General features: G+C 42.3%; 24 protein-coding genes. 10 read left to right on the top strand and 14 right to left on the bottom strand.

Features of this window, described 5'->3' with window-relative positions:
* Positions 1–46 precede the first annotated feature (46 nt).
* Positions 47–439: a DUF1573 domain-containing protein gene (locus GTK07_RS14735; protein WP_163636013.1), complete on the bottom strand. Its 393-nt coding sequence runs from the start codon at positions 437–439 to the stop codon at positions 47–49.
* Positions 440–637: 198 nt separating this feature from the next.
* Between GTK07_RS14735 and GTK07_RS14730 the strand changes: the two genes are divergently transcribed.
* From GTK07_RS14730 to GTK07_RS14715, 4 genes are all read left to right on the top strand, one after another.
* Positions 638–3,262: a valine--tRNA ligase gene (locus tag GTK07_RS14730; protein WP_163636012.1), complete on the top strand. Its 2,625-nt coding sequence runs from the start codon at positions 638–640 to the stop codon at positions 3,260–3,262.
* Positions 3,263–3,468: 206 nt separating this feature from the next.
* On the top strand, positions 3,469–4,521 hold the full coding sequence (locus GTK07_RS14725) for a GHMP family kinase ATP-binding protein (RefSeq protein ID WP_163636011.1): 1,053 nt from the start codon (positions 3,469–3,471) through the stop codon (positions 4,519–4,521).
* Between the two features lie 2 nt (positions 4,522–4,523).
* Complete coding sequence (locus tag GTK07_RS14720) at positions 4,524–5,357, top strand: sugar phosphate nucleotidyltransferase (RefSeq protein ID WP_203583810.1); 834 nt, start codon at positions 4,524–4,526, stop codon at positions 5,355–5,357.
* A 53-nt stretch (positions 5,358–5,410) separates the two neighbouring features.
* Positions 5,411–6,679 carry a sterol desaturase family protein gene (locus GTK07_RS14715; RefSeq protein WP_163636010.1) on the top strand — a complete coding sequence of 423 codons (1,269 nt, stop codon included), beginning with the start codon at positions 5,411–5,413 and terminating at the stop codon, positions 6,677–6,679.
* Here GTK07_RS14715 and GTK07_RS14710 read toward each other — a convergent pair.
* From GTK07_RS14710 to rsfS, 6 genes are read right to left on the bottom strand one after another with little or no spacing between them, the layout of a single operon-like run.
* A complete protein-coding gene (locus GTK07_RS14710) occupies positions 6,676–6,939 on the bottom strand; it encodes an acyl-CoA-binding protein (protein WP_163636116.1) in 264 nt (87 codons plus the stop codon). The genes GTK07_RS14715 and GTK07_RS14710 overlap by 4 nt on opposite strands.
* On the bottom strand, positions 6,932–7,600 hold the full coding sequence (locus GTK07_RS14705; protein ID WP_163636009.1) for a phosphatidylserine decarboxylase family protein: 669 nt from the start codon (positions 7,598–7,600) through the stop codon (positions 6,932–6,934). Before GTK07_RS14705 ends, GTK07_RS14710 begins: the two co-directional genes overlap by 8 nt.
* Positions 7,590–8,393: a phosphatidate cytidylyltransferase gene (locus GTK07_RS14700; protein ID WP_163636008.1), complete on the bottom strand. Its 804-nt coding sequence runs from the start codon at positions 8,391–8,393 to the stop codon at positions 7,590–7,592. Before GTK07_RS14700 ends, GTK07_RS14705 begins: the two co-directional genes overlap by 11 nt.
* 4 nt (positions 8,394–8,397) lie before the next feature.
* Complete coding sequence (locus tag GTK07_RS14695; protein ID WP_163636007.1) at positions 8,398–9,006, bottom strand: LUD domain-containing protein; 609 nt, start codon at positions 9,004–9,006, stop codon at positions 8,398–8,400.
* Positions 9,007–9,056: 50 nt separating this feature from the next.
* Positions 9,057–11,003: an ATP-dependent zinc metalloprotease FtsH gene (gene ftsH, locus GTK07_RS14690; RefSeq protein WP_163636006.1), complete on the bottom strand. Its 1,947-nt coding sequence runs from the start codon at positions 11,001–11,003 to the stop codon at positions 9,057–9,059.
* Between the two features lie 6 nt (positions 11,004–11,009).
* Positions 11,010–11,387: a ribosome silencing factor gene (rsfS, locus tag GTK07_RS14685; protein ID WP_119642004.1), complete on the bottom strand. Its 378-nt coding sequence runs from the start codon at positions 11,385–11,387 to the stop codon at positions 11,010–11,012.
* 139 nt (positions 11,388–11,526) lie between these two features.
* Here rsfS and GTK07_RS14680 point away from each other — a divergent pair, with 139 nt between their 5' ends.
* The gene (locus tag GTK07_RS14680; RefSeq protein ID WP_235932878.1) at positions 11,527–12,213 is read left to right on the top strand and encodes a biotin--[acetyl-CoA-carboxylase] ligase; all 687 of its coding nucleotides are present in this window, start codon (positions 11,527–11,529) and stop codon (positions 12,211–12,213) included.
* Here GTK07_RS14680 and GTK07_RS14675 read toward each other — a convergent pair.
* Both GTK07_RS14675 and pyrE read right to left on the bottom strand, forming a co-directional pair.
* Positions 12,207–12,605, bottom strand: a complete 399-nt coding sequence (locus GTK07_RS14675; RefSeq protein ID WP_163636004.1) for an SRPBCC family protein — start codon at positions 12,603–12,605, stop codon at positions 12,207–12,209. The two genes, GTK07_RS14680 and GTK07_RS14675, sit on opposite strands and share 7 nt — an antisense overlap.
* Positions 12,606–12,614: 9 nt before the next feature.
* On the bottom strand, positions 12,615–13,253 hold the full coding sequence (gene pyrE, locus GTK07_RS14670) for an orotate phosphoribosyltransferase (protein WP_163636003.1): 639 nt from the start codon (positions 13,251–13,253) through the stop codon (positions 12,615–12,617).
* Between the two features lie 7 nt (positions 13,254–13,260).
* Here pyrE and GTK07_RS14665 point away from each other — a divergent pair, with 7 nt between their 5' ends.
* Positions 13,261–13,857, top strand: a complete 597-nt coding sequence (locus GTK07_RS14665; RefSeq protein ID WP_163636002.1) for an NUDIX hydrolase — start codon at positions 13,261–13,263, stop codon at positions 13,855–13,857.
* On the opposite strand, the gene GTK07_RS14660 is transcribed toward GTK07_RS14665, so the two are convergent.
* The 5 genes from GTK07_RS14660 to GTK07_RS14640 all read right to left on the bottom strand — a co-directional run bounded on the left by GTK07_RS14660 (position 13,850) and on the right by GTK07_RS14640 (position 19,569).
* On the bottom strand, positions 13,850–15,622 hold the full coding sequence (locus tag GTK07_RS14660; protein WP_163636001.1) for a M14 family metallopeptidase: 1,773 nt from the start codon (positions 15,620–15,622) through the stop codon (positions 13,850–13,852). The two genes, GTK07_RS14665 and GTK07_RS14660, sit on opposite strands and share 8 nt — an antisense overlap.
* A gap of 73 nt (positions 15,623–15,695) precedes the next feature.
* Complete coding sequence (locus GTK07_RS14655) at positions 15,696–16,109, bottom strand: response regulator (protein ID WP_163636000.1); 414 nt, start codon at positions 16,107–16,109, stop codon at positions 15,696–15,698.
* Entirely contained in the window at positions 16,093–17,922 is a 1,830-nt protein-coding gene (locus GTK07_RS14650) for a PAS domain-containing sensor histidine kinase (RefSeq protein ID WP_163635999.1), read from the bottom strand. The genes GTK07_RS14655 and GTK07_RS14650 overlap by 17 nt, the downstream gene beginning before the upstream one ends.
* A 176-nt stretch (positions 17,923–18,098) precedes the next feature.
* Positions 18,099–18,557 carry a pantetheine-phosphate adenylyltransferase gene (gene coaD / locus GTK07_RS14645; protein ID WP_163635998.1) on the bottom strand — a complete coding sequence of 153 codons (459 nt, stop codon included), beginning with the start codon at positions 18,555–18,557 and terminating at the stop codon, positions 18,099–18,101.
* A 37-nt stretch (positions 18,558–18,594) separates the two neighbouring features.
* Positions 18,595–19,569 (bottom strand): D-alanine--D-alanine ligase, encoded by a 975-nt coding sequence (locus GTK07_RS14640; RefSeq protein ID WP_163635997.1) that lies wholly within the window; start codon positions 19,567–19,569, stop codon positions 18,595–18,597.
* Positions 19,570–19,648: 79 nt separating this feature from the next.
* Between GTK07_RS14640 and GTK07_RS14635 the strand changes: the two genes are divergently transcribed.
* The 4 genes from GTK07_RS14635 (at position 19,649) to GTK07_RS14620 (ending at position 24,835) form a co-directional block, all read left to right on the top strand.
* Positions 19,649–20,236 (top strand): PASTA domain-containing protein, encoded by a 588-nt coding sequence (locus GTK07_RS14635; RefSeq protein WP_163635996.1) that lies wholly within the window; start codon positions 19,649–19,651, stop codon positions 20,234–20,236.
* A gap of 2 nt (positions 20,237–20,238) precedes the next feature.
* Positions 20,239–21,267, top strand: a complete 1,029-nt coding sequence (locus GTK07_RS14630; protein ID WP_163635995.1) for an RluA family pseudouridine synthase — start codon at positions 20,239–20,241, stop codon at positions 21,265–21,267.
* A gap of 89 nt (positions 21,268–21,356) precedes the next feature.
* On the top strand, positions 21,357–22,118 hold the full coding sequence (gene yaaA, locus GTK07_RS14625; RefSeq protein WP_163635994.1) for a peroxide stress protein YaaA: 762 nt from the start codon (positions 21,357–21,359) through the stop codon (positions 22,116–22,118).
* 170 nt (positions 22,119–22,288) lie between these two features.
* A complete protein-coding gene (locus GTK07_RS14620) occupies positions 22,289–24,835 on the top strand; it encodes a phosphoenolpyruvate carboxylase (RefSeq protein WP_163635993.1) in 2,547 nt (848 codons plus the stop codon).
* Positions 24,836–24,948: the final 113 nt, after the last annotated feature.

Raw genomic sequence — 24,948 nt, 5'->3', positions numbered from 1 at the left:
CCCTGGAAACAAAGTTTCCAGGGCTTCTTCTAAAATAATTTCCTTTTTACTTGCTGGCACCAGGTCCTTTAACCTCTCCTTTGATCTTCAAAACCTTTGTAGGGGTATCGGCATTGGAGGTAACGGTAATGGCCTTTCTGATCGGGCCGACCCTGTTGGTGTCGTATTTCACTTCAATCTTTCCGGTTTTACCTGGCATGATCGGTTCTTCTGGTTTTTTGGGGATGGTACATCCACAGCTAGATCTAACATCACTGATTACCAAAGGGGCGGTTCCGGTGTTGGTGAATTCGAATACACGAACACCATCACTTCCTTTGTCAATTTCACCATAGTCGATGGTCTCACTCTTAAATTCAATTTTAGCCGTAGCTTCTTGCGCATAAATCCCTAGGGAAATAAGCCCTAAAAACAGCACGAGTACAGTTTTTTTCATCATTTTTGGTTTTTGGGTGAATTTCAAAAGTAAATGTTTTCACACCTGCTTCCAAAATTCTTTTGTTATGTAATAACGTTACTTATTTTTGTTTCGTATTTCTGAATCGGAATCTATCCGAAGAATAGTTTTTATGTAACGTAGTGCTTCCCCTTCAAAAATCCGATTCAAACCCATATTTAACAAAAACTGTACCGAAAAATGGAAATCCCATCAAAATATGAGCCCAAAAAGGTTGAAGAACGTTGGTATAACTACTGGATGGAGCATGATTATTTTAGCTCAATCCCTGATAAAAGGGAGCCTTACACCATTGTAATCCCCCCGCCAAACGTAACAGGGGTGCTCCACATGGGCCATATGCTCAACAATACCATCCAAGATGTACTCATACGTCGCGCAAGACTTTTAGGGAAAAATGCCTGTTGGGTACCCGGTACGGATCACGCCTCCATTGCTACGGAAGCCAAGGTGGTCGCCAAATTAAAGGAACAAGGGATTGATAAGGCCAATTTGTCCAGAGAGGATTTTTTAAAGCATGCTTGGGACTGGACCCATGAATATGGTGGTGTAATCCTTCAACAATTGAAAAAATTGGGCTGCTCCTGTGATTGGAACCGAACCAAGTTCACCATGGATGACGATATGTCCGCCTCGGTAATCAAGGTTTTTGTGGATTTGTATAAAAAAGGATTGATTTACAGGGGATACCGGATGGTAAACTGGGATCCTGAAGCCAAGACAACCTTATCCGACGAGGAGGTAATCTATGAAGAAAGGCAGGGTAATCTGTATTATTTGGCGTATAATATTGAAGGTTCCGATGAAAAAGTGACCATTGCAACCACTCGTCCCGAAACCATTTTGGGCGATACCGCTATCTGTATCAATCCAAATGATGAAAGATACCGTCATCTTCGAGGTAAAAAGGCCATTGTGCCCATTTGTGGTAGGGTTATCCCGATCATTGAAGATGAATATGTAGATATGGAGTTCGGTACCGGTTGTTTAAAAGTAACCCCGGCGCATGACGAGAACGATAAGAATCTGGGCGAAAAACATAATTTGGAGGTCATCGACATCTTCAATGAGGATGCTACCCTAAATTCTTTTGGATTGCATTACCAAGGTAAAGATCGTTTTGTGGTCCGCAAGGAAATTAGTAAGGAACTTGAAGAAAAAGGATTTTTGGTAAAAACGGAACAACACATCAACAAGGTGGGGACTTCCGAAAGGACCAAGGCCGTTATTGAACCCAGATTGTCCGATCAATGGTTCTTGAAAATGGAAACCTTCGCCAAGCCTGCTCTGGATGCTGTTCTAAAAACCGAAGATATCAAGTTTTACCCCAAAAAATTCGAAAATATCTATAGTCATTGGATGGAAGGTATCCGTGATTGGAACATATCCCGCCAATTGTGGTGGGGACAGCAGATCCCAGCATATTATTATGGCGATGGGAAAGAAGATTTTGTAGTGGCGGAAACCCCGGAGCAAGCTTTGGAATTGGCTAAATCCAAAAATCCGTCAATCCAACAATCCGATTTACGCCAAGATTCCGATGTTTTGGATACTTGGTTCTCTTCGTGGTTATGGCCCATAAGTGTTTTTGGAGGCATCTTGGACCCTGATAACGAAGAGGTCAACTATTATTATCCGACCAGTGATCTGGTCACCGCACCCGACATCATCTTTTTTTGGGTGGCCCGCATGATCATGTGCGGATATGAATATCGAGGTAAACGACCTTTTGAAAATGTGTACTTTACCGGATTGGTGCGTGATAAGCAACGTAGAAAAATGTCCAAACAATTGGGTAATTCTCCCGATGCATTGAAATTGATCGAGGATTTTGGTGCGGATGGTGTAAGAGTGGGGCTTTTGTTGAGTTCTTCAGCGGGAAATGATATTATGTTCGATGAAGCCCTTTGTCAACAAGGGTCCAATTTTGCCAATAAGATCTGGAATGCCTTCCGATTGGTAAAAGGGTGGGAGGTTGCCGATATTCCCCAACCCGAGGCGGCCAAAATAGGAATCGATTGGTACAGGGCCAAGTTGAGCCAGACTTTGGTTGAAATCGAGGATCATTTTTCAAAATATCGAATTTCCGATGCCTTGATGGCCATCTATAAATTGGTTTGGGACGATTTCTGTTCGTGGTTATTGGAAATTGTGAAACCGGCCTATCAACAGCCGATTGACAGCGCCACATTTGGTTCGGTGATCCAATTGTTCGAGGAAAACTTAAAACTATTGCATCCTTTCATGCCATTCTTAACGGAGGAGGTTTGGCAACACATGGCAGAGCGCACTCCAGAAGAAGCTTTGATCGTTGCGCAATGGCCCAAATCCCAAAAAGTGGATTCCAAATTGATAGCCGACTTTGATTTTGCCGCTGAGGTCATTTCAAGTATTCGAACCATTAGGAAAGAAAAGAACATCCCGCAAAAGGATGCCTTGGAACTTTTTATGCTCAATGCCGAAGGAGTTGGTAAAAATATGGATACCATCATCAGGAAGGTGGCCAATGTATCAAAACTGGAAGCCATTGATACTGGAATGGACGGGGCATTAAGCTTTAGGGTAAAGAGCAACGAATATTTTATCCCGATTAGTGGTGCCGTCGACCTAGATGAGGAAATCAAAAAAATAAAGGAGGAACTTCAATATACCAAAGGCTTTTTAAAATCTGTACAGGGTAAATTGAGCAATGAACGTTTCGTGAACAATGCACCGGAGCAAGTTGTGGCCATAGAGCGGAAAAAAGCGGCAGATGCCGAAGCCAAGATTGAAACCTTGGAAAAAAGTCTTGCAAGTTTGCAATAACCTTTGGTCATGAAGACGAATGATTTTTGAAAAAGGAAGAATACTCTCCTTGGCACAAGGCATATATATAGGATGTTTAACAATGCGGGTTTTCCATTTAAAGGAACGTTGCGTGGATATGGGAGAGTGGCACTGGTATTCCCGGGTTTTACCCATGGGCAATCGAAAAGATAGTACGGTTCTTGATTTTATAAGCTAATCCACCAATGATTAAAATACAAGTTCCTGCCCGAATCTGTTTTTATGGAGACCATCAAGATTATTTGGACCTTCCGGTGATTGCTGGGGCCATTGACCGTTTCATCCATTTATGGGCTATACCAAACCCCAAAAAAGAATTTGTTCTTGAATTAAAAGATTTGGGTCAAGAGTTTTCCATTGTTTTGAATGATGACTTAGCTGTTGTCGAACCCGGTGATTTTTTCCGATCGGGTATGGCTGTGCTAAAGCAACATGGATATGTTTTTGAAGAAGGGTATTTCATTGAAATTTCAGGAAATATACCTGTTAACGCCGGTCTTTCCAGCTCTTCGGCCTTGCTGGTGGCCTGGATTCGTTTTTTGGTGACCATCAATGGAAAAGCAGATGAAGTCAGCGATTTTCAGATCGGGCGTTGGGCGTATGACGCGGAGGTAAAATTCTTTAATTCGCCAGGCGGTTTGATGGATCAATATACCATAGCCCAAAAAGGTCTGCTCTTTATCGATACCAAAAGTGGGAAAAGCGAGCGGTTAGTTGGTAATATGGGTAAATTGCTGGTAGCGGAATCAGGCTTGGCGAAAAAAACTTTGTTGGTCCTCAAAAACGCGAATGTTTTTGCCAAGAAGGCAGTAGCTTCTGTAAAGCAGGCCCATCCTGAATTCAATTTAGCAGAAGCTGTTTTGGGGGATTATCAAAGGTATGGGCAATTTGTGCCCGCTGACTTTCAGGATCACTGGTATGCCACCATCCACAATTATCATATTACCCTGCAAGCAAAAGCAGAATTGGAAAAGGAAAGGCCAGATCTTCAAAAATTGGGAAATCTGATGAACCAACATCAACAAATCTTGCAAGAAAGAATTCAGAATACTCCAATGGAAATGGCTAAGATGATGGATGCCGCCAGAATGGCTGGGGCCATAGGGGCCAAGACAATTGGGTCAGGAGGCGGGGGATGCATGGTGGCCATGGTGCCTGAAAATAAAATAACAGCAGTTAAAAAGGCATTTTTGGCCACTGGTGCCAAAAAAGTTTATGAAGTAGAAATCATATCATAAAAATGGAGAACAAGAATTTGATAATCATGGTAGGAGGTGCGTCTTCCCGAATGAAAAGAAGTTTGGAATCCCATTCCGATCATGGGGGCATTATGGACAATATTCCGCATAAAAGTCTCATCCCTGTGGGCAAGAACAACAGGCCATTTCTCTATTATTTGGTGATGAATGCCCAGACCGCAGGTTATGAAAATTTATATTTGATCACCAGTCCGGGTAATGATGCCTTTAAAAAGTTGGTGGATTCACATGGATTGCCTACTGGGTTGAACATTTTTATTGCCGTACAGTATGTTCCCGAAGGAAGGGAGAAGCCGTTGGGAACGGCAGATGCACTTCAACAATGCATGGATCAATTCCCCGTCTTGAAGCAGTCCGCTTTTACAGTCTGTAATGGCGATAACCTTTACTCCGTTGGTGCACTTCAGGATTTGAGAGCAGATCGCATTGCACCCCATGCCCTCATTAGCTACGCCAGTTCGGGATTTGAGTTCACCGATGACCGTATTTCTAAATTTGCCTTAATGGACATATCGGAGGAAGGATTTTTACAGGGCATTGTTGAAAAGCCGGCTTTGGAAGATGTTCCTAAATATAAGGATGAGTCTGGGGAACTTCGGGTAAGTATGAATATTTTTAGTTTTTCTGGTAAAGAAGTCTATTCCTATTTGGCCAATTGCCCCCTTGATCCTGTTCGGAATGAGAAGGAACTGCCCAAAGCTGTAGGGATTCTGGCCACTGAAGAACCACAAAGTATGTTTTGTATACCCAGATCTGAACATATTCCGGATCTGACGGACGCAAACGATATCGCATTATTCAAAAATTTAGAGTAAATTCATGACGCATTACCCTGTGCCTGCGTTGGATAAACTTTAAATTTATACAGATGGAATCGTATGCAACGGCCTTGCTTTATGCCACTCCCTTCTTTATCGGGTTGGTCCTGATAGAAGTGCTCTATGGTCAGTTTGTTAAAAATCAGAAGCATAATTTGATGGATACCATAAGCAGTTTGAGCTCAGGGCTTACCAATGTGGTGAAGGACTCGCTTGGACTTGGCGTTATTTTGATCAGCTATCCCTTTTTATTGGAGCATTTGGCCCTTGTTGAGATCAAATCCACTTGGTTGGTTTGGGTGGTGGCGTTTATAGCCCTTGATTTTGCTGGGTATTGGAACCATCGATTGAGCCATCATATCAATTTCTTTTGGAACCAACATGTGATCCATCATAGCAGTGAGGAATTTAATCTGGCTTGCGCCCTACGGCAGCCTATCTCCAATCTATTAGGATATTATGCCTTGTTGTTGATTCCTGCTGCGCTTTTGGGAGTTCCTAATACGGTAATCGCAGTTTTGGCCCCGATTCATTTGTTTGCGCAGTTTTGGTACCATACCCAACATATAGGTAAAATGGGGTGGTTGGAGTATGTAATCGTAACCCCTTCGCAACATCGTGTACATCATGCAATAAACCAACAATATATTGATAAAAATCTTGGACAGATTTTTTGTGTTTGGGACCGCATGTTCGGAACCTTCCAAGAAGAACTGGATGAGGTGCCGCCTCAATATGGTGTATTGAAACCTGCCCATACATGGAATCCCATTGTCATCAATTTTCAACATTTATGGCGATTGATTCAGGATGCATGGCGTACCAACAATTATTGGGACAAATTTCGTATTTGGTTCATGCCAACAGGTTGGCGGCCTAAAGATGTCAAAGACCGGTATCCTGTAGAAATTATTGAGGACGTGTACCATTTTAAAAAGTACCAACCGGAATCTTCAGTAGCGTTAAAGGGCTACTCCCTTTTTCAATTGTTGGTGACGACGGTCCTGATGCTCTTTATGTTCTACAACTATTCCGAAATTGGCTTTAGGGGGCTGCTATTGTTCGGTTCCTTTGTTTTTCTGGGGGTATATGGATACACCACTTTAATGGACCGCACCTCTTATGCGATTTGGATAGAGTTGTTTAGGGGAATAGCCGGCTTGGCCCTGATTTATTGGACCAATGATTGGTTCGGTATCAATGAATATTTGCCGATGGGTAATTATCTAGTGGGACTATATTTTGTGACTACCATATTTGGGGCCGTTTATTTCACTTATTTTGAAAAGACCTTAGCTACCCCTGATTTGGTTTCTTAATGGAAGTTCAAATCTTTTTTTACTAGCTCAATATATTTTTCCATGGCTTCTTTTGGGCTAATATTCTGTGCTTGAAAAAGGGCATTCGCCTTAAAGGCATTAATCAATGGTGTTCTACTGCCAGGGTTATCATAGTTTCTTTTGGCTATCTTGAAATAGGCGTACAGTCTAAGCAAAAGATCTGCAGGCAGTGGCTCGGTATAGCTATTGACAAAGGCCACGGCCTCATTGAACTTATTATGTAGCTCTTCTTCATTCATCATCCTCAGGTCTGAAGGAAGCGATACAGGTTTTGGCACCGACCACTTTTTGGTTCAACTTAACGGTAATATTACAGTTTAAGGGCAATAACAGGTCTACCCTTGATCCAAATTTGATGAATCCCGCATCTTGGCCTTGCGTAACCTGTTCCCCTTCTTCGGCATAGTTTACAATGCGACGGGCCAAGGCTCCGGCAATCTGTCTATATCCAATTTCCCCAAACTTGGGAGTGTGCAACACTACTGTAGTGCGCTCGTTTTCAGTACTCGATTTAGGATGCCATGCCACCAAATATTTTCCTGGGTGGTATTTTGAATAGGTGACCGTTCCACTGGCCGGGTAGCGCGTAACGTGAACATTCACCGGTGACATGAATATGGAAACCTGTCTTCTTCGTTCCTTAAAATATTCGGTTTCTTCCACTTCTTCAATGACCACTACCTTACCGTCAACTGGGGCCAAAATTTCATTGAAATTGGGGGTAACGGGACGTTTGGGATTCCTGAAAAACTGAAGGATAAGAATCAAAAAAATCAGGGCCGTCATCTGTATCGCATATCTGGCCCATTCCAATTGCATATAGAATTCAGCAGCTAGAATGGCGGCGACCACTATAAAAAATGTAGTAATAATTATTTTTTGACCCTCTTTATGAAACATAGGAGAATAAGTTTAGTATCAAATAGGCGAAAGGAGCGGCGAACACCAAGCTATCCAATCGGTCCCAAATTCCTCCATGGCCGGGCAGTATGGCTCCACTGTCCTTAACACCCGCCATTCGCTTGAACTTGGATTCCAAAAGATCACCCAAACTGCCGGCAACCACAATCAGGGTAGCCATGGCCATCCATTGCGACACGGTAAGTTTTGTTTCGTACCAAGACAGAATGTAGGCGGCTACCAGTGCAAAAATAAGACCTCCAACAGAACCTTCAATGGTTTTTTTGGGAGAAACTGAAGGAAAAAGTTTGGTGCGCCCCAAAGCCCTTCCTACCAGATAGGCAAAAGTGTCGTTCACCCAAATCAATATAAAGATGCCCATAATCAAAAATTGGGCAAAATCTTCTTCTTTATAAGGAATCATGGTCAGAAAAATGCATCCTCCACCGATGTAGAATACAGCAATCACGAATTTATGAAAATCGCTGAATTTCAATGGCTTATCCGAAAAAAGGAACATCAACAACGCCAAATCTACCGTTATGGTCAAAAGCATGAGGACGGTAATGGCCGCACTATCCTTAATTAGGTAAATGTAAGTCCACCAAAGGGCCAAATAGACCAAAAAAATGAAGTACCCCTTTAAGCGCACTATTTTTTTGAACTCGTACAAGCAGGTAAGCCCAAAGGCCATGAAAAGAAAGTCAAAGGCATCCGAACTCAAAAAAACAGTCCCTAAGAGAAGCACAACATAGATGACCCCGGTAATGGAGCGTCGTAAAATTTCCCTCATGTAATCAGTAGTCTTCTAGGAGTAAAAGATAGACATTTTTTGAGGCACTCCCATAAGAAAGGAAATCGTCTTTGTTTTCCTGGGTAAGTTGAAAGTGCTTTAAAGTGGTAATGTTATTGGGAATATTCTTTTGGTAGCGTTCCTTGATGATCTTTAATCCCTCGCTGATGGAGTCCACCAATTGACTGGTGGTGGCAAATACGATCAGGTTGGACGGAAGTTCATCCAATTTTTTCTCTTTGATCTGGTTGGAGCACACCAAGATGGAACCGTTATGGGCCACCAAATGTTCACAGGTGGTAAAAAAGATATCGCTTTCTTGCCTATTACCTGTAAATTCCAGGTTTTCAGAAGAGAAACGAGCTTCCAATCTGGGATCAAGGGAATAGAGAAGCTGATTTTGCCAATCGTTCTCCGAGATAATATTTTTCAAGGCATCGGAAACCTCCGCAAAATCTTCACAATAGATGAATTTGCCTCCGTTTTTCTTGAAATAGATAGTGAATTTTTCATCCACGGGAATTTTTAGATCGGGCATATGTTCTCCACGCGTTTCCGAAGTTTCCTTGGAAACCTTCTTTCCTCCTCCAAAAAGTTTTTTAAAAACTCCCATCTATAGTATGCCGTGCATATTCAATTTAAAATCCGATCAACCGTTATAGGTTATTTGGCCGGTTCCAGCTCTTCGTGTTTTTCAAAGGGTCTTCTGCCAAAGATTTTTTCCAAATCATCCTTAAAGATAACCTCTTTTTCCAATAGACGCTCTGCCAGTTCGGTCAGTTTATCCTTGTTGTCGGCCAATAATTTAATGGCCCTTTGGTACTGTTCTTCGATCATTTTGGAAATTTCCTGATCTATTTTTTGCGCGGTTTCCTCACTGTAGGGTTTCGTAAAACCATATTCGGTTTGCCCTGTTGAATCGTAATAGGTGATGTTGCCCAATTTATCGTTAAGACCGTAAATGGTTACCATGGCCCTTGCCTGTTTGGTTACCTTTTCCAGATCGCTCAAAGCCCCTGTGGAAATTTTGTTGAATATTACCTTTTCTGCAGCGCGGCCTCCCATGGTGGCACACATTTCATCCAACATTTGTTCCGGGCGAACAATAAGGCGCTCTTCGGGCAAATACCATGCAGCTCCCAAAGATTGCCCTCTAGGAACGATGGTTACCTTCACCAAGGGTGCGGCGTGTTCCAACATCCAACTAACAGTGGCATGGCCAGCCTCATGGAAAGCAATGGTCTTTTTCTCTTCAGGCGTAATGATTTTATTCTTCTTCTCCAGACCACCAACGATTCTGTCCACAGCGTCTAGGAAATCCTGCTTGGTCACCGCTTTTTTCTCTTTACGGGCAGCAATAAGGGCGGCTTCGTTACATACGTTGGCGATATCCGCACCTGAGAATCCTGGGGTTTGTTTGGCTAAAAAGTCAAGATCCAAGGTCTCGGCTGTCTTAATAGGTCGTAAGTGCACCTCAAAGATCTCTTTTCTTTCATTCAAATCGGGAAGATCTACATAGATCTGGCGGTCAAAACGACCGGCACGCATCAACGCTTTATCCAGTACATCTGCGCGGTTGGTTGCCGCCAATACGATTACATTGGTATTGGTTCCGAAACCATCCATCTCGGTCAACAATTGGTTGAGGGTGTTTTCCCTTTCATCATTGGAACCCGTAAAATTGTTCTTGCCCCTGGCACGACCAATGGCATCGATCTCATCAATAAAGATGATGGCAGGTGACTTGTCCTTTGCCTGTTTGAAGAGGTCGCGTACCCTAGAGGCACCAACCCCAACGAACATTTCAACAAAATCAGATCCGGAAAGAGAAAAGAAAGGAACTTTTGCTTCCCCTGCAACGGCCTTGGCCAAAAGGGTCTTACCCGTTCCAGGAGGGCCTACCAAAAGGGCTCCTTTCGGTATTTTTCCTCCAAGTGAAGTATATTTGTCCGGGTTTTTAAGGAATTCCACAATCTCTTGTACTTCTTCCTTTGCACCTTCCAAACCTGCTACATCTTTGAAAGAGGTACGGGTATCGGTTTTCTCGTCGAACAATTTGGCCTTGGATTTTCCTATGTTGAAAATCTGGCCTCCGGCTCCGCCTCCTGCTCCACCGGACATTCTTCGCATCAGGTAGATCCATATGCCGATGATCAATACAAACGGCAATAGGGAAAGTAACAATTCTCCGATTACGTTGGATTCCGTATCGAACTCAACTATAGTATCAAGATTGTTTTCTTTTTTGATTTCGGAGATTTCATTCTGAAAAATCTGAAGGTCCCCGTAATCCAGTACATATTGTGGCATTAAACTACTGGATGGGAAAAGGGGTTTTTTGGCCACACCTTTGTGTACATCCTTCTTTAGGGCTTCTTCGGTAAGGTAAACCTTTGCCTGTCTGGTATTGGTAATGATGACGATTTTGGAAATATCGCCGTTACGCAAAAACTCCTGCAACTCTGAAGTTGTGGTCTTTTCGGTACTTGAAAAACTACTACCGCCAAAAAACTGGAAACCAATGATCAACGCGATCACTACGCCATATATCCACCACGAACTAAAACGCGGCCTCTTTGGGGGGGTATTTGAATTGTTCTCTTTTGCCATTTTGTTTTAAGAATTGTAGCTGCTCTCCACCATGGTTACTTTGGCGTCACCCCAAAGTCCCTCAATGTCGTAGAATTCCCTAATGTGTTTTTGAAATACATGTACCACTACATTTACATAGTCCATCAATACCCATTCAGCGTTCTCAGAACCTTCAATGTGCCAAGGTTTGTCGTGTAGTGCCTTGCTCACTGTTTTCTGGATCGAGGATACAATTGCGTTTACATGTGTGTTGGAAGTACCATTGCAGATGATGAAGTAGTCGCAAACGGTATTTTCGATTTCCCTCAGGTCCAGTAGATTAATGTCGACTCCTTTAACGTCTTCTATCCCTTCTAAGATCAAGGCAATCAGTTCATCTGCGCTAGCTTTTGTTTTCTGCATTCAAAAAATTTAGTTTCTACAAATTTAGGTATTTTTTGTTTTCTTAGCCTTAGTTTTTAACAAATCGATAAGGCGCACCACTTTGGGAGAACAAACTCAAATAATCAAACTTGATGCCACGGATTCCACAAATCTATATTTGAAGGAACTTCTGCAGGCAACACAGCTAACGGATTACACGGTTGTGGTTACAAAAAAACAGCTCAATGGCAGAGGCCAAATGGGAACTATTTGGCAATCGGAAGAAGGTAAAAACTTAACGTTCAGTGTATTGAAAAGCTTTGAGGTATTGCATGTGGAGCATCAATTTTTATTGAACATCGGTGTTTCCATGGCTGTGGCCGACGTGTTGAAAGACCTTTCCGTACCAGATGTCAGCATAAAATGGCCCAACGACATTATGTCAGGTTCTTATAAGATTTGTGGTATTTTGATAGAGAATGTTCTGAAGGGTGTGCTTATCGGTCAAGCCATTATTGGTATTGGTCTGAATGTAAACCAGGCCCATTTTGAAAATTTGGATAAGGCATCTTCCCTAAAATTGGTTACCGGTAGTTTTTTTGACCTTGATGAACTTTTACAACGTATCTTGGATAGATTGCAATATCATTTGGAGTTTCTGGAAAGCAAAACAGTGTCCCAACTGCTTCCTTCCTATGAAAAATTATTGTTCAGAAAGGACAAACCTTCCACATTTACCAATGCCCGAGGGGAGTTGTTCATGGGATTTATAAGGAACGTATCTCCTTCGGGAAAACTGATCCTTGAACTTGAGGACCACATTTTTAAGGAGTTCGATCTAAAAGAAGTGACCTTGCTTTATTGACCTATTTTGTCCATATTTTGGGACAAGGTCTCCATGAAATTGGTGATCGGGGATTTGATCATCATGGCCATCATGGCGTTGAACTGGCCTTCAAAACTCAAATCTACCTCACTTTCATTTTCGCCCAAAGAGACAATTTTCGCAGTCAAGGTAAATGGTAATTTATCACTAGCAGCTCCTAAAACTACTTTATCATTTGGGTTTTGCTCCTTCAGCCTCAGGACTATCTCTGGCATGCCCTTTAAGGCAAATTTGAAGGTATTCTCATCCAACACCTCAAATTTATCAATATTATCAGGCATCAGGGTTTCAAAGTTCTTGATGTCGGTCAAAAAATCAAAAACCTCTTTGTCGCTCTTGGCGATTTTCTTTTTGGAAGCTTCTATGTGCATTGTTGCTATTTATTTCCATTCCTGCGGATTGGATTTCCATTCCAACAGGGTTTTTAGTTGCGATTCTTTAATGTAGTGTGTTTCCGAAGCCTGTTCGATCAAGTGTTCATAATCGGAAAGGGTATGCAGTTCCACCTCTTCCGATTCAAAATTGGCACTGGCCACAGGAAAACCGTAAGTAAAAATGGCGACCATGCCTTTAACCTTGGCATTTTGGTCTTTCAAAGCGCGAACGGCATTTAAGCTGCTCTTACCGGTACTGATCAGGTCCTCAATGACCACAACGGTCTGTCCGGGTTCAAAATACCCTTCAATTTGGTTCTGCCTTCCGTGTGATTTTGGTTCGGGCCTTACATAAACAAACGGGAGGCCAAGAGCTTCGGCTACCAGAATACCAATTCCGATGGCGCCAGTGGCCACTCCGGCAATCACATCCGGTTTGCCATACAGTTTTTCTACCTGCTTGGCCATTTCCTCCCTTACAAAGTTTCTAATTTCAGGGTAGGAGAGCATAACCCTGTTATCACAATAGATTGGCGATTTCCATCCCGATGCCCATGTAAACGGATTTTCGGGTTCCAACTTTATTGCATTAATTTGCAGCAACAGCTCAGCTGTTTTTTTTGCTATTCCCTTATCTAAAACCATTGCGCAAATGTATGAAGTTTTTGTTAATGAGTCTCCACTGATCTTAACAAACGAGCGCCCGGAACATACCAACGGAAATTTATTTTCGTTGGATGACGATTCCATTATGCAGGCCATTCATCTGTTATCCAAGAAGAAACTGAAAAAGGCCTACCTGTACCATCCGGATAAGGAAAAGATCCTGAAAATTTTTATGCACAAGATACCAGTGATCGTTGCCGGCGGTGGTTTTGTGGTAAATGAAAAAGGAAAGGTGCTCTTCATCAAAAGGAATGGCAAATGGGACCTGCCAAAAGGAAAAGTGGACAAGGGAGAAACCATAGAAAGTGCCGCTATGAGGGAAGTGGAAGAGGAAACCGCGGTAAAGAACCTGAAAATGGAACGTTTTTTGCGAACCACCTACCATGTTTTTAAACGCAATGGTGCCTATTGGTTGAAACAGACCCATTGGTTTTTAATGTCCACGGACTACACTGGGAAATTAATTGCCGAAAAATCCGAAGGCATTGAAAAAGTGAAATGGAAGGGACCCATCAAGACCCAAAAAGCCATTAAGAATTCTTATAAAAATATAGCTATTTTGTTTAAGCAAGTGGCTACCTAGCCAAAATTCCGGAAGCCTCACTTTCTTTGGCAATCCTGTAAATGGGATACGCCAAATAGGCATCTTCCAAATGTTTGGAGCGCTGAAATATCCAATCCAATTGCGCGTACCAATTGTTCGAAAAATTGAGGTCTAGATTTTTCTTGGCTTCAAAGGTCTGCCTCAAAATGGAGTCTTGTTGTAGCATTTCCAAGGCGATATCCTCAAAAACATAAGGTGAAAAGCCTTCTTTTTGTTGGAGTACCGTATCGAAGAAATTCCAGTTAAAGAAAGAATCCACTGCGTGGGGTTCCAGTGTCTCCAACAGATACCTGATCCCAGGTTGACGGGTGGGTACCACATAGTCACCTGCCCTGAAATGGATTTCCTTGGTGCTTTTTTCCACCTTGGTGTTGGAGTGGGGGTAGTGGCCTTCGTACGGGGAATTTCGGGTGTCATAGTCCAAAATTTTATAGGCCTCCACCACTAAAGTGGTGTCCTTGTCCAGCTTAAAGTATTGTATTTTATTGGCATCAAGGCGTTCAGTCACCTTCTGCCAACTTTGTTTCACCACATAGGCATCCGGTACCGAAACGGTGTCAAGTGGATAAAAATAATCCTGATAAACGGTTTCCTTGGTGAATGGTTTCCTTCGGTCGTACTTCAATCTGGGTAGGCCGGTTACCTCACTGATGGGTCGTTCGGCTTCATATCCCTTGAATTGTAAAGTGGAACTTTTGGTGGTGTCAACTGCCCAATTGAAATAATATTCGGAAAGATCTAGGTTTTTTTCCAACGTCTCCTTCCGTAATGATGCAATGGTCTTATATTCCTTCTCCACAACATCCAATAGACTTTTCATGATCACATAATTGCCTTCCACTCGTTGGTCATAAGGTTTTAACATATGGGTTTCTACCATAAGGCCCAAGGTGTTCCAAAGGGTAGTATAACCGGTGGAATACCTGGGATGGTCCATAAATTGACTAAAACCCAGTTCAGGGGGCATGTTAAACACGTTCACGTAAGGGGTAATGTCCCATTCCTTTTCCTGTAATGATCTTTCAATTTTAGGCATGAAAGTATCGTGCAGGTATTCTCCCATTTTACCACCCAGTTTGTTGTGTTGGGTAAACAGATGGGTAAGGGTATATTGGTAGTCTGCCCCATTGCTAACATGGTTGTCAATAAAAACATCGGGTTTTACGGAGTGGAAAATGTCTGCAAAGGTCTTTGCATTTTTGGTGTCCATTTTAATGAAATCCCGGTTAAGGTCGTAATTGAGTGCGTTGCCACGGAAACCATATTCCAACGGTCCATTTTGATTGGCACGGGTAGTGGAATTCCGATTTAACGATCCACCTACATTATATATGGGGATGGTGACCAATACGGTTTTTTTTGGGCTGGGAATTTTTCCAGTGGCCAAATCCCTGTAGAGCATCATGGTGGCATCAATGCCGTCGCTTTCACCAGGGTGAATCCCGTTGTTGATTAAAATGATGGATTTCTCCTTTCTGATGTTCTCATAATTGAAATCACCTTCTGGATTAAAGGTCACCATGTGCAAAGGCAGACCACTATCCGTTTTTCCAATGGTATGGATGTTGATCTGTGGAAAATCACGTGCCAAGGTGATATAAAAATCAATGGTCTGTTGGTATGTTGCCGTTTCCTTCCCTCCGGAGGTTTCGAAATAGGTCTGGTAAGAGTTGATCTTATCCTGCTTTTCTGTTTCGCAGGATAAAAGCAGAACAAGGACTACAGAAAAAATTAAATGTTTCAAGGTGTTGGGGTACTTTGTTAGTTATACCAAATGTAACTTTTTTCGGTGGCCCCAAAAATACGGAATATTATGATTATGAGGCCATATGGAAACCATCCAAATCGGAAACCTCAATCTTGAAAATGGGTTTGTTCTTAAAATTGAGTTGGTGTGGGCACCTTTCCTTGAAATCATTCCACCTTTGATAATCGGAAGGGTCGATGGAAGAGGTGATCATGTTGATGATGACACGTTCATGGATATCAAGATCGATCATTTCCTTCAAAAAGTCCCAGCCATCCATGATCGGCATGTTGATGTCCAAAAAGATGACCGCTGGAATTTCTTTTCCTGAAGTGTGTCTTTCGGACAATGCATCAAAAGCTTCTTTTCCATTCTGGAATATTTGGATATCATCGCAAATTGCCACCGGTTTTAACATTCTTTTGATACCGAAAACGGTTATGGGATCATCGTCCACTATAAAAATACTACTTAGTTTTTTCATTAAAATATACGTTGAAGGTGGTTCCTTTGTCGACTTCGCTGTTCACTGTTATCTTTCCGCCCATGGCTTCAATTTGATTGCGTACCAGATACAATCCAAATCCTTTGGCATCCTTGTTATTATGGAACGTTTTGTACATGCCAAATATTTTATCGCCATACCTTTCCAGGTCAATTCCCAATCCATTATCGGAAACGGAAAGAATTATCTTGTTGTCCACCTTCTTAGTGGTTAATGTTATTATTGGTTTTCTTTCGGGACTTCTATATTTTACGGCGTTGGTCAACAAGTTCATAATAATACTGTCCATATAGGCAGGAATACTTTTAACAACTAGTTTCTGATCCACTTTGTTCTTGATCAATACTTGGTTTTTTTCCAAGAAAGCAGTCAAACCATGCCGGACCTTTATAATATGATCGTAGATATTTATGGGTTCCTTCTTAAGGTTGATATTGGTATTGATGTCGACCACTTGGTTTAAGTTTTCCAAGGTTTCCAATAGGTTGTCAGAAGCTTGGGTCAACATATTGATTATGTGCTCGCGTTCCCTTTCATTGTCTTCCGCTTTCAAAAATTGAAGCAACATTGAAAAGTTGGCCGAATGCGAACGAAGGTTATGGGAAACAATATGGGCAAAATTGATCAGCTTTTTGTTTTGGATCGAGGTAAGGTTGATCAAATTGCGTAACTGATCTTCCTTCTTTTTGATTGAAGAGATATCCATACTGATCCCGATCAAACCGCTAACCTTGTTGTTCAGGTCGAACAAAGGAATTTTTGAGGTCAAGAAATTGGTAGCGGTGCCATCTTTTTTAATGCTGATGGTTTCCTTTCCCAAAATGGGTTTTAAAGATTTGAGTACTTCAAGATCTTCTTCCCTTGAAATTTTGGCCACTTCCTCATCGTACAGGTCATAATCCGTTTTACCGATAAGTTCCTTGGGGCTTTTTTCCAGATATTCACATTCCGATTTGTTCACCAAAATTTTTCTGGAATCCAGGTCCTTGACAAAAACATTCAATGGTAGGTTGTCGATCAAAGTTGTGAGCAACTGCTCATTTTCCATGATTTTGGTTTCGGCCATCACTTGATCGTGAATGTCTTGAAATGTGCCGAATACCTTCACGACCTCTCCGTTTTTTACAATGGCCTTGCCGGCAGACTGGATCCATTTTTCTTCACCGTTTTTGGTAATGATAGTTAGCCTTTCATTAAAAGGGCTTCGCTCTTCGATTGCTTTGTGGAAGAGCATGGAAATTTTGTTCCGACTATATCCGGGTTTGTAAAAATTGATGGCTTCGTTGACGTTTGGTTCGAAAGACAGGGGGACTTGGTGTATTTTTTTGGTCTCGTCGCACCAGAATAAGTTTTCGGTCTGCACATCAAATTCCCAATAACCGACATGTGCAACTTCGGATTTGGTCTTTAGTATGGAATGAATGCGGTCAATTTCAAGTTCCTTTTCAGCTTCACGCGAGATGTCGTTGCTCTGAATGATGGAGCCCACAATGTTTTCCCTTTCGTCGTACCAAGGGGTTATGATGCTCTCCAGCCATATGAATTCGTTTTCACTTCCGCATTTGTGGCGAAAGGAATATGTTTTATTGGCCGCGATGTTCTCTTTGAGGCCGTCGACTTTTTCCAATAAATTGAAGATGTTCACTTCCATGATTCTTTTGGATGGAATCCCAAATAGGGCCAACCAAGAATCCGAAGCGTCAATGACATAACCATCCAAGCCGACCAATACGGTGGCCTGTGGTAACTGTCTCAGTAAAAAATGCTGTTCGATTCTCTCAACTGCTTTCAAAGTACGGGGGGTTATTACAATTAAGAAATTTCTGACCAATGTAAGTGTAATGCATCAGGCTGCTCATTTATTGTTGTGAAAGGCCCGAAAAATGTTGTTTTCTTGACATATGTCAATATTCTGCCCCTATTTTAAGCACATTATTACAAGTGAGGGAAAAAGTACGTAGTAAAAAATCAGAAATTGACCACAACGGTGTCGGGAACAAGACCAGTATAATCACCACCATTGCGGATTACGTCCCTTACAATGGAAGAACTTATGTAGGATTTTCCTGAAGAAGTCAATAAAAATACAGTTTCAATTTCAGAAAGTTTCCGATTGGTATGGGCAATGGCCTTTTCAAATTCGAAATCCGCAGGGTTGCGCAACCCCCTTAAAATGAATTCGGCACCGATCTCTTTGCAGAAGTCCACCGTCATGCCTTTGTAAGTGACCACTTTAATTTTGGGTTCATCCTTAAAGGCATCGGCAATGAACTTGGTTCTTTCTTCCAATGTGAACATGTATTTTTTATCGGCATTGATACCGATGGCAATCACCAATTCATCAAACAGGGTAATACCCCTTTTAATGATGTCGTAGTGGCCAAGGGTGAGTGGGTCAAAGGAACCAGGGAACAATGCGCGTCTCATAAGGTGGATAAGAAAGTTTGTTTAAAAATACACTTTTCTATGTTAAAGCCTCTGTTATGGCACTATCAAAAAGTTCCTCCAGGCTAATTCCCGCCTCTCTGGCCTGCTGTGGCAATAGACTTTCTTCGGTTAGTCCGGGTGTTGTATTCACCTCTAATAAATGTGGCACATCACCGATGAAAATAAATTCGCTACGGGTATAGCCTTTCAAACCAAGAGTCTGATAAATAAACTTTGCCAACTTTCTTACATTTTGTTCTTGGGTTGCATTGATTCTGGCCGGGGTAATTTCTTGTGACTTGCCCTGATATTTGGCCTCAAAATCGAAAAAGTCGTTTTCGGAAATGATTTCCGTAATCGGCAATACCATCACTTCACCTTTGTAAGTGATCACTCCGACGGATACTTCTGTGCCCTCCAAAAAGGATTCGATGATCACTTGGTCATCTTCCTTAAAAGCGGTTTCAATAGCTTTTTGAAGTTCGCTATTTTGGTACACTTTGGAAACCCCGTAACTACTTCCTGCCCTATTGGCCTTCACAAAACAGGGCAGTCCCACTTTTTTAATGATGGCATCTTGATCCACATCCTGACCTTTGTTCAGGTGGTACGAAACGGCACAAGGGATCGCGTAGGGTTTTAATGTGCTCAAAAGATCCCGTTTATTGAAGGTAAGGGCAGATTCGTAATGGTTGCAAGAGGTGTGGGGAATTCCTAAAAGCTCAAAATAGGCCTGCATGAGTCCATCCTCCCCTGGGGTACCATGAATGGCATTGAAAACACAATCAAACTGGATTTTTTGCCCGTTGGGGCATATGCTGAAATCGGCCCTGTCCACGGGAAATTCGTTGTCATCCTTATCTAGATGAAACCATTTTTCCTTGGAAACGATTACGCGGTATGCATTGTATTTTTGTGGGTTCAGGTATTTGTTTACAACGTTCCCACTTTTCATGGAAATACCGTATTCACTGGAGTAGCCTCCCATGATGATGGCAATGTTCTTTTTCATCGGCTTTTAAAATATCGCATGGCCAAAATAAAGAAAAAAGGGTTGGCTTTCCTATATTTGTCCCGATAAGCTTTACTGCATGAAAAATTTTTTGAACTTTTTGAAAAGCAAGACTTTTCTCATCCAGCTTGGTCTGGCTGTTGTAGCCATTGTGGTCCTGGTCATCCTGACCATGCAATGGCTCAAGGGCACTACCAACCATGGTGAGTTTGTTGAGGTGCCGGATTTTTCCAAAATGTCGGTATCGGAAATGCGAAAGGCGGTGGAAGAAGCAGGACTGCGTTATCAAGTATTGGATTCTTCCAACTATAACCCCGATTACCCAAGATTCTCCATATTGGACCAAAACCCACCAGCGGGTAACAAAGTAAAGGCCAACCGTAAAATATATTTTACGGTGAACCCATCCGGGTACAAAAAGGTAAGTGTGCCGGATATCATCCAAGTGACACAGCGCAATGCAACCTCCATGTTGCGGGCCGTAGGTCTTGAAGTGGAACGTGTAACCTATATTGACGAACTGGGTAAGGACATGGTCTACAACATCAAGTTCAAGGGAAAATATATAAAACCGGGCGACAAGCTTCCCAAGACCTCCAAGATCGAGTTGATATGCGGTAACGGTACCATTCCAGGCAGTGCAAAGGTTAAGGCAGAATCCGAATAACCATGGATTTTTCCGATCAGAATGAACTGTCCGCAGATGAGCTTTTTGAGCACCATAAGTTTGTAGCCTCCAAAGGACAGGAGCCTTTGCGCGTGGATAAATTCCTGATGAACTTTATTGAAAACGCCACCCGTAACAAAATCCAACAAGCAGCCAAAAATGGCCATATTTGGGTGAACGGGGCCATAGTAAAACAAAACTACAAGGTAAAGGCCGGGGATGAGGTAAAGGTCCTTTTTGAGCACCCACCTTATGAATTTCTGCTGACCCCTGAGAATATTCCACTGGACATTGTTTACGAGGACGACACACTGTTGGTGGTGAACAAACCAGCGGGAATGGTGGTGCATCCAGGTCACGGGAATTATTCTGGGACGCTAATCAATGCTTTGGTATACCATTTTGAGAACCTGCCAAACAACAGTTCCAATAGGCCTGGGCTGGTGCATCGGATTGATAAGGACACTTCGGGACTTTTGGTCATTGCCAAAACGGAAGCTGCCATGACCCACTTGGCACAGCAATTTTTTGAGAAAAGTAGCGAAAGAGAGTATGTGGCACTTGTTTGGGGCAATGTGGAAGAGGATGAGGGCACTATTGAAGGCAACATTGGCAGACACCCTAAGAACCGCTTGCAGATGACCGTTTATCCAAATGGGGAAGAAGGAAAAGAAGCCATTACCCACTACAAGGTTTTGGAGCGATTGGGATATGTTACCTTGATTTCCTGCAGATTGGAAACGGGCCGGACCCATCAGATCAGGGTGCACATGAAATACATTGGGCATACGCTTTTTAATGATGAACGCTATGGTGGCGATGCCATCTTGAAAGGGACCACTTTTACCAAATACAAACAGTTTGTGGATAATGCCTTCAAGGTTTTGCCACGTCAGGCCTTGCATGCCAAAACATTGGGATTTGAGCATCCGGTAACTGGAAAATTCATGCGTTTTGATACCGAATTGCCCGAGGATATGGTCCAATGTATTGAAAAATGGCGCAATTATTCCAAACATGTGGAACAATAGGTTTCATCAATCGTAGGATTGAAAACCTCATTGACGATCCTTTTCCAAAGTTGAAAATCCGCTGTATTTTTGAACAAAAGAAGCACTGAATGAAAATTGTAATATCTCCGGCCAAGTCTCTCGATTTTGAATCGGAAATTCCAACATCAACCTATAGCCAACCCCTTTTTTTGGAGGAAGCACAGAAATTGAACGCCATTCTAAAAAAGAAAAGACCAAAGGCGCTGTCGCAATTGATGTCCATTTCCGATAGTTTGGCACAGTTGAACTGGGAGCGTAACCAACAATTTTCATTGCCCTTCAGTCCCGAAAATGCACGTCCTGCCGTGTATGCTTTTAACGGAGATGTGTACCAAGGCTTGGATGCACAAACGATTCCGGTGGAGAATCTGGACAAACTTCAGGATACCCTTCGAATTTTATCCGGACTGTATGGCATCTTGAAACCTTTAGACCTGATACAGCCTTATCGTTTGGAAATGGGCACCCAATTAAAAGTGGGTAGAAAAAAGAACCTGCATGAATTCTGGAAAAAACAACTCACCGATCATTTGAACCAAGAACTGGAGGATGGCGAACTTTTTGTAAACTTGGCCAGCAACGAATATTTTGGTGCCGTGGATGAAAAGAAACTCAAGGTTCCCGTAATCACTCCCATTTTCAAGGACTGGAAAAACGATCAATTAAAGATCATCAGTTTCTTCGCCAAAAAGGCAAGGGGTTCCATGGTGCGCTATATCCTCGATACAGATGCCAAGACCTTGGAGGATATCAAAGGTTTTGATTATGACGGATATCTCTTCAGTCAAGAACACACTCTCAAGGCCAACGAGCCAGTTTTCATTCGCTAAATCTTTGGCGAAGACCTCAAGATTTAGTATGTTTTAGTGTTCATTGAATCGTGTTATGATTGATGGGCACTGGTCCTAAATTGTGATACGCATAAATTTAATCCCAAGGTTTCAGTTTAATCACGACCTTTGGGTGTACACTCATTTAAAACGATAACACCGAATAATCCATGCAGCATTCCAGACGGTTAGAAGAATTTAAAAAATCGGTAACCAACAAGTTCAATATTTACAATAGTTTGTTTTTGAGCTTGCCCTATAAAAATGTGGAAAATGTGGGTATTTTGATTCCCCTTTTGCTCGATCAGTGCGAAAAGGGACTCAAGGCAGGGAAGGAACCGCAGGAAATTTTGGAGGTGTTCTTTTCCAATTTTGTCAACATCAAGGACGAAAGGGAACGCTTGGATTTCATGTTCAAGATCATCCAATATGTGGAACGGCAAGTGGTGCTATATGACAGTGTGGAGGATGCTGCTTTCCCAAAATTGCAGAAGTACAGTAACTCTTTGACCATCAAGGACTATTTTGAATTGGTGAACAGAACCAAAAATTGGGACAAAGTATCCAAAAAGCTATCCACCTTTAGTGCGCGTATTGTACTTACTGCCCACCCGACCCAGTTTTACACACCTGCGGTGTTGGATATTATTGCGGAGCTTCGGTCGTTGATCGATCATGATCAGATCTACGATATTGATGTAACCTTGCAACAGCTCGGTCTTACCTCTTTGATCAATGCCAAAAAACCTACCCCGTTAGATGAGGCCAAGAACATCATCTACATTCTCAGGAATACCTACTATGATGCCGTGGGCCAGTTGTACCAATATGTAAAACGCAACATTAAGGACGAACATTTTGAGAATTACAATATCATAAAATTGGGCTTTTGGCCCGGTGGTGATCGTGATGGAAATCCGTTCGTGACGGCTGACATTACCCGGCAAGTTGCGGATGAACTGCGGTTAACGCTTATGAAATGTTACTACAATGACCTGAAGGAATTACGTAAAAAACTCACTTTTCAGGGAATGCAGGAGGATTTGAACGAATTGAGTGCCAAACTCTATCTGGCCATGTTCGATGCCAAGGCACCGGTTCAATACAGTGAGATCATCGGCCATTTAAAATCTGTTAGAGAAAAACTGATTGCCGATTATCATGAGCTGTACTTGGATCACTTGGATAAGTTCATTGATAAAGTCCATATTTTCAAGACACATTTTGCCTCTTTGGATATTCGTCAAGACCACAGTAAGCATAAATTGGTGGTGGAAACGGTGTTAAAGCAACAAGGGGCAATCAAAGAAAGCGTAGATGAATTGAAGGAGAAAGATTTGGTAAAATGGCTTTTGCAAAAAGATCTAAAGATAGATCCATCGGATTATGACGATGACATTGTAAAGGATACCATTACCAACATCCAACAACTTAAAGCAATTCAGGAACGGAACGGGGAAGATGGATGCAACCGTTACATCATCAGTAATTCGGAGGACATCTTTTCGGTATTGTTCGTTTTTGGATTGTTCAGATGGTGTGGTTGGGACGATAATGAAATCACATTCGACATCATTCCACTTTTTGAAACCATGAAGGGAATGGAGGTTTCCGAAGAAGTGATGCAGACCTTGTTCGATATTCCAAAATACAGAAAACACCTTGAACGCCGAAACGAGACACATACCATCATGCTCGGCTTTTCCGATGGTACCAAGGATGGCGGCTATTTAAAGGCCAACTGGTCCATTTTGAAGACCAAGGAAACCTTGAGCAAAGTCTGTAAAAGGAATGGAATCAAGGCTATTTTCTTTGATGGTAGGGGAGGACCACCGGCACGTGGTGGTGGTAAAACCCATAGGTTCTACGCAGCCCAAACCAAAGACGTGGCCAATCACGAGATCCAATTGACCATTCAAGGACAGACCATTACCAGTACCTATGGTACCAAGGAACAGTTCATGCACAATTCGGAGCAATTGCTCACCGCCGGATTGAGCAACAATATTTTCGGTAAGGAATTGGTGTTGACATCGGCCCAACGAAAATTGATGGAAGAGCTGTCGGATCTTAGTTTTGATAAGTATGATGCGTTAAAGCAGCACGAAAAGTTCATTCCGTATTTGGAACATAGGAGCACCTTGAAATATTATACCAAGGCCAACATCGGTAGCAGACCTGGAAAAAGGGGGAATAAAGCCAAGCTGACCCTTTCCGACCTTCGGGCCATATCGTTCGTGGGATCATGGAGCCAGTTGAAACAGAATGTTCCGGGCTATTTTGGTTTAGGGTCTGCCATCCAACAATTAAAAGATGAAGGTAGATTGAACGAGGTTAAAAAATTGTACAAGGAAGTGCCTTTCTTCAAGGCATTGATGCTCAATAGTATGATGTCCTTGGCCAAGACCAACTTTGATCTTACCCGATATATGAAAGATGATCCCGAATTTGGGGAATTCTGGGGTATTCTGCATGATGAGTATGAGCTTTCCAAAAAAATGCTGTTGCAAATTTCCGGATTAAAGATTTTGATGGAAGACGAAGAAGTGTCAAGGGAGTCCGTGAAGATCAGGGAGAAAATTGTATTACCTCTTTTGGTGATCCAACAGAATGCCTTGTACCATATTACCCAAAAATCGGAATACCTGGAATTGTACGAAAAAATCGTGACCCGTTCCCTTTACGGTAACATCAACGCTAGTAGAAACTCGGCGTAGAGAATCCTTAAAAATGTTGCGAATTTGCGGCATTGACTTTTGGCAAATTAATTCTATTTTTAGGCGATGTATTATTATGTAATAGTTGCCTTACAGGGTTTTTGCGTGTATCA

Origin of the sequence: Flagellimonas sediminis (assembly GCF_010500845.1) — a bacterium.
Lineage (GTDB): Bacteria > Bacteroidota > Bacteroidia > Flavobacteriales > Flavobacteriaceae > Flagellimonas > Flagellimonas sediminis.
This window is presented reverse-complemented; position numbering and strand designations above follow the sequence as displayed.

Bases quoted from the DNA above. Each gene is read 5' to 3' on its own strand.
- GTK07_RS14675 (WP_163636004.1), bottom strand. From the start codon at position 12,605: ATGCACATAGAAGCTTCCAAAAAGAAAATCGCCAAGAGCGACAAAGAG.
- GTK07_RS14730 (WP_163636012.1), top strand. From the start codon at position 638: ATGGAAATCCCATCAAAATATGAGCCCAAAAAGGTTGAAGAACGTTGG.
- pyrE (WP_163636003.1), bottom strand. From the start codon at position 13,253: ATGGTTTTAGATAAGGGAATAGCAAAAAAAACAGCTGAGCTGTTGCTG.
- GTK07_RS14655 (WP_163636000.1), bottom strand. From the start codon at position 16,109: ATGAAAAAACTAAGTAGTATTTTTATAGTGGACGATGATCCCATAACC.
- GTK07_RS14630 (WP_163635995.1), top strand. From the start codon at position 20,239: ATGGATTTTTCCGATCAGAATGAACTGTCCGCAGATGAGCTTTTTGAG.
- GTK07_RS14705 (WP_163636009.1), bottom strand. From the start codon at position 7,600: ATGTTTCATAAAGAGGGTCAAAAAATAATTATTACTACATTTTTTATA.
- GTK07_RS14640 (WP_163635997.1), bottom strand. From the start codon at position 19,569: ATGAAAAAGAACATTGCCATCATCATGGGAGGCTACTCCAGTGAATAC.
- GTK07_RS14695 (WP_163636007.1), bottom strand. From the start codon at position 9,006: ATGGGAGTTTTTAAAAAACTTTTTGGAGGAGGAAAGAAGGTTTCCAAG.
- coaD (WP_163635998.1), bottom strand. From the start codon at position 18,557: ATGAGACGCGCATTGTTCCCTGGTTCCTTTGACCCACTCACCCTTGGC.
- GTK07_RS14710 (WP_163636116.1), bottom strand. From the start codon at position 6,939: ATGAATGAAGAAGAGCTACATAATAAGTTCAATGAGGCCGTGGCCTTT.
- GTK07_RS14735 (WP_163636013.1), bottom strand. From the start codon at position 439: ATGATGAAAAAAACTGTACTCGTGCTGTTTTTAGGGCTTATTTCCCTA.
- GTK07_RS14620 (WP_163635993.1), top strand. From the start codon at position 22,289: ATGCAGCATTCCAGACGGTTAGAAGAATTTAAAAAATCGGTAACCAAC.
- GTK07_RS14635 (WP_163635996.1), top strand. From the start codon at position 19,649: ATGAAAAATTTTTTGAACTTTTTGAAAAGCAAGACTTTTCTCATCCAG.
- GTK07_RS14725 (WP_163636011.1), top strand. From the start codon at position 3,469: ATGATTAAAATACAAGTTCCTGCCCGAATCTGTTTTTATGGAGACCAT.
- GTK07_RS14665 (WP_163636002.1), top strand. From the start codon at position 13,261: ATGTATGAAGTTTTTGTTAATGAGTCTCCACTGATCTTAACAAACGAG.
- GTK07_RS14715 (WP_163636010.1), top strand. From the start codon at position 5,411: ATGGAATCGTATGCAACGGCCTTGCTTTATGCCACTCCCTTCTTTATC.
- GTK07_RS14700 (WP_163636008.1), bottom strand. From the start codon at position 8,393: ATGAGGGAAATTTTACGACGCTCCATTACCGGGGTCATCTATGTTGTG.
- ftsH (WP_163636006.1), bottom strand. From the start codon at position 11,003: ATGGCAAAAGAGAACAATTCAAATACCCCCCCAAAGAGGCCGCGTTTT.
- yaaA (WP_163635994.1), top strand. From the start codon at position 21,357: ATGAAAATTGTAATATCTCCGGCCAAGTCTCTCGATTTTGAATCGGAA.
- GTK07_RS14720 (WP_203583810.1), top strand. From the start codon at position 4,524: ATGGAGAACAAGAATTTGATAATCATGGTAGGAGGTGCGTCTTCCCGA.
- rsfS (WP_119642004.1), bottom strand. From the start codon at position 11,387: ATGCAGAAAACAAAAGCTAGCGCAGATGAACTGATTGCCTTGATCTTA.